The sequence below is a fragment of the Candidatus Paceibacterota bacterium genome (assembly GCA_028714635.1).
In the GTDB taxonomy this organism is placed as follows: domain Bacteria; phylum Patescibacteriota; class Minisyncoccia; order Phycocordibacterales; family JAQTLZ01; genus JAQTLZ01.
Genome location: JAQTLZ010000018.1, coordinates 1 through 3,837, shown reverse-complemented (window position 1 = coordinate 3,837; position 3,837 = coordinate 1). Strand labels below are relative to the sequence as shown.

General features: G+C 47.9%; 5 protein-coding genes. 3 read left to right on the top strand and 2 right to left on the bottom strand.

The features are described 5' to 3' along the window. Together PHS53_05215 and PHS53_05210 are read left to right on the top strand one after the other, a co-directional pair. The coding region (locus tag PHS53_05215) for a hypothetical protein (GenBank protein MDD5357509.1) at window positions 1-721 on the top strand (721 nt) is incomplete at its 5' end. Window positions 722-940: 219 nt separating this feature from the next. Beyond that, window positions 941-1,498 (top strand): redoxin domain-containing protein, encoded by a 558-nt coding sequence (locus PHS53_05210; protein MDD5357508.1) that lies wholly within the window; start codon window positions 941-943, stop codon window positions 1,496-1,498. Between the two features lie 230 nt (window positions 1,499-1,728). Here the strand turns inward: PHS53_05210 and PHS53_05205 are convergent, their stop codons facing one another. Next, complete coding sequence (locus PHS53_05205) at window positions 1,729-1,995, bottom strand: hypothetical protein (protein ID MDD5357507.1); 267 nt, start codon at window positions 1,993-1,995, stop codon at window positions 1,729-1,731. Between the two features lie 301 nt (window positions 1,996-2,296). Between PHS53_05205 and PHS53_05200 the strand changes: the two genes are divergently transcribed. Then, window positions 2,297-2,617: a hypothetical protein gene (locus PHS53_05200; GenBank protein MDD5357506.1), complete on the top strand. Its 321-nt coding sequence runs from the start codon at window positions 2,297-2,299 to the stop codon at window positions 2,615-2,617. Window positions 2,618-3,125: 508 nt separating this feature from the next. Here the strand turns inward: PHS53_05200 and PHS53_05195 are convergent. Next, entirely contained in the window at window positions 3,126-3,452 is a 327-nt protein-coding gene (locus tag PHS53_05195) for a hypothetical protein (protein ID MDD5357505.1), read from the bottom strand. Between the last annotated feature and the right edge of the window lie 385 nt (window positions 3,453-3,837).

Below are 3,837 nucleotides of genomic sequence, written 5' to 3'. Positions count from 1 at the left end.
AAGTTCAGCTTCGGTCGAAAGCGAAGCGGCAGGAGCAGGTGCTAGCGCGACAATTCCGGAAGTACATGCCTCTCCGACAATGGTCGCGCCGGCAGTGGACAGCGCGGGCGCCGAGAAGGTTTCCGCACCTCCGCCGCCTCCGCCGGACCCGAGCAATCAGAAGATGCCGACCGTCCGGGCGTGGCAAAGCGTAGTGGGACCTCGGCTCGTCCCGCTCAGCTTCACGCAAGAAAGCGCGGCCGAAATCATTTTCCTGCCGACGGCGGGACGTGGTGAGCAGAAAATCGGCCCGTTCTTCTTCAAGGCCGAGGCTGAGGATGGAGCGAGGTTGTACCGGCAAATCACGCTCTCCAGCGACCGCGAAATGGCGGCGCTCCTAAAACAGATCTCGGAATCACCCCTTCCCAAGGGGACGAAACTGAACATCTGCGCATTCTGCGGCAATCATGGAAGCTTCACCTTCGCCGACGGGAGCAGTTCGCAGAACTTCCGAACTCAGACGGACGCGTTCGTGACGCTGAAAGACGCTATCCGCGACGGCAAGGTTTTGCGCGAAGAACTGGCGTATCTGACCCGCCAGCTCTACAATTGCAAACTGCCGGAAACGAATTCGGCGCGCAGGATGGATGGGCTCGGTATCTCGAGCATGCTCGGAGCTTTGGGCGGTGGGTCATCGTTTGCCCGCGCGTTCGAAGAGCTGATCAGCCTCGGACAGGACTAATCGACAGGACAGCAGAAGAAGTGTCAGCAAAAAAATAAACGAGTAGAGTATTTCAAAAAAGTGCCAGGTCTCTTGTAAAGAGACCTGGTTTTATTTTTGCCTACCTGAGAAGACTTGACATTTGTTCAAAAGTTGGCATACTGTTTTCTAGAAAATGCACCACGCCGAGAATGTCTCGGACACACAAAACGCGAAACTTGGGAATAAGGAGAGGGACAAATGCCTGAATTAGTCATCGCGAAAGATCTTCCGGCGAAACTTATCGGGAGACGAATCCCGAATATTCCGTTGGAAAGCACAGAGAAAAACTGGCTGAAAAAAGCATACCTCGCGGAGTACATCGGCGAGGCGGCCATTGTCGGAGTCTTCCCGCTCGGGGTAGGGTTCAGGGAGGTGCCACCGCTCGAATGGACGGAAGTCGAAGCCATCGACGCATGCATGGAGCAGAATCGGGAACTGCGGAACAAGCATCACGGGATGAAAACTCTCGGCATCAACATCGTGGCTTTGAGCGTTCAGACCCGCGTCGCACAGTTGGAATTCGCGCAGGAGATGAATTTGCCGTTCCCCCTCTTGAGCGACCCGGGTGTCACGCTTGCCGAGGAGCTCGGCCTGCCGACATTCAGAGTCGGGAGTTGCCGTTACTACCAAAGGCTACTTCTGTTCTGTGTGAAGGGCAAGGTCGCCGGTGTGGCGTATCCGGTGAGCGATCCAAAGCGAGCCATCGCGGATATGGCAGCCTGCATCCACGAGGCGCTAATCGATCGCGTGGGATGAGAAGCGAAAATAATTTGGGATGAGTGAAGCGCAACAACGCTTCACTCTTTTTTTATTTTATCGATAATATAATAAATAATTAAAGCAAGAATTGACCAGTAGAGAGCAAACACAGCGGCAACAAAAGGTTTTCGATCCTGATTTTTGCCACACAAAAATCATGTCAAAAGATTTTTAGCTAATGCGTAAAAATTTTTGACCTGCACGCAAGCAAATATGAGCAAATTGCTTCATCTCTCAAGATGAATCCACTCTTGTACAGCCTGTGATACAGCCTTTAATCTCTCACGCGGTATTCCTTCCATATGCTCTGCACCCACATGACTATCAAGACTACCTGATACCCTAAAGTCTTTCCCTATAGTTTTTAAGGAAAGCAAAGCTAATTCTCTTTCTCGTTCCGAGAGTCCTTGTTTTTGAAAAAATTCATCCGCCTTTGTGGTGGCTTCTTCTGCCTCTATCGTATGCGTTTGTTCTTCAGGATCTTCAAATGGCATATCCATATATTATAGAGGAAAATTGGATTTTTTCAAGAAATGAGAAAATTACCTCACCCCGCTACTCACTATATCTCTGCAATGTTCATGATGTTCACAGACTGTTTTCCTCTCCCATTAATAAAAAGAGTCTTTCATTCTTTTGAAGCTCAATGCGGAACTTGTGAATATTGACATAAATATATTTCATGTTAAGCTAATTGGCAGAGTCCAATTAGATAGATAGAAGATTGGAACTAGTCAGGTCAATGTTTCCTACCTGCAAGAAAGGAAACGCCTTTAATAGGAGGGGAAATCCAAGATGACGGCCGATACCAGGCTCTGTGACTCCGCCAACGTAGAGAAGTGGGTCGAAGATGTGTTGCGCCCGCTCTGCAAAGACGGCGAACTTGACCGCGCAGTCAAGGTGGCAACTAAGGATGAGCAGCAGGCTGGCGATATCTACATAAATTGCTACCAGTTGCTTGTCGCCATGATCCAGGGAAAACCGGGGAGTGTGGATGTGCACACCCAGGAAGACAAGCCTAGTTTTCTGTTTGTAGCGAATCCTGGTGATCCACAGACGTTCCTCGAGATCCGCTGCGACCCGCATCCGGTCAAGCTGACGGTGTACGTGGATTAAATTCCGTGGGAAATGAGCTCAAATGTAAATCCGTTGGAGTGGAAAAAACCATTTCGACGGTTTTTTCTTTGTTTATATTTTGTCGCTGCTCCGGGGACAGGGTATCGGTCGTTACACGACCAGTACCCTGTTTGGATTTTCTTTCAGAAAATGCTCAAACAGGCTTCGATCCCTGCAGGGAATCTTCCATTACATGGACGGTATACCTTTTGGCTAAAATTTTGCTACGCAAATTTTATTCCTTAACAGAAAATGCCCTTACGGGCATTTTCTGTTCGATATCTACTAAGCTCCGGGGACAGGGATCGAACCTGTGACCAATCGCTTACGTTTATTCCACTATTACTAATGGCACGGACTATATCATCTCCCATTGAAAGGGAGTGAGGGGCTTCGCGCCGCAAAATTTTCACGGAGCTACTCCTGAAAAGGATAGTCTCTACACCTTCAATCTCTCTCGAGAAAGCTCGGCTCGGGATTGCCCCAAAAGGGTTTCCCCGAATTCACCTCATTTTTCAACCAAAATTTCTTTTGGAAGCTGCAAGTATCCACCACCAACTTCTCGATGACAATTTGCACAAAGAAGAATGCATTTATCAAGTTCTGCTTTTACCTTTTCCCAAGAACGAGTATAACCCTTATCACCTATTCCAAAACTTTTTTCGGCTTTATTTAGATGATGAAGTTCTAATACTCCTGGAAAACGGTCATAACCACAGATCTGACATTTGCCTCCTTTATACTCGATTGCCATCACTTTAATTTTTCTGCGCCTTTTGGCAACAGCTTTAATCAAAGCTTCGCGTCGATCGGCGTATTTTCTATTATCTGGCATAGTTTTATTATATCAAACAATAGAAACGTCTACAGGCGACTGCTCTACCGCTGAGCTACCCCGGAGCTTAAAAGATATCAATTCACGACTTTAATTATAAATGAACTGTTCCCCATCATAGCAAAAGGTGGTTCACTTGAAAAGAAAACTCATAAAGAGAAAAAACTTATACGGGAGTCGGAATTAGATACCCTTGACAAGAACTAGAAAAATCGTATTCTGAATACGGAACCGAGAAGACTGTGTGCTTCTCAAAGGGGAAAACGGGGAGGACGTTGTCATGATGGACCAGCTCGAGGTGTACGATGAGTTCAGGGCTTTTTGGGAGAAGTGGCCCCAAGAGACAGTCTGGCACGAGACGGAGGCGTGCGGCGAGGGTGATTAT

What these genes read in the sequence shown, in the direction of transcription:
- PHS53_05210 (MDD5357508.1), top strand. Translation starts at nt 941, where the DNA reads ATGCCTGAATTAGTCATCGCGAAAGATCTTCCGGCGAAACTTATCGGG.
- PHS53_05205 (MDD5357507.1), bottom strand. Translation starts at nt 1,995, where the DNA reads ATGCCATTTGAAGATCCTGAAGAACAAACGCATACGATAGAGGCAGAA.
- PHS53_05200 (MDD5357506.1), top strand. Translation starts at nt 2,297, where the DNA reads ATGACGGCCGATACCAGGCTCTGTGACTCCGCCAACGTAGAGAAGTGG.
- PHS53_05195 (MDD5357505.1), bottom strand. Translation starts at nt 3,452, where the DNA reads ATGCCAGATAATAGAAAATACGCCGATCGACGCGAAGCTTTGATTAAA.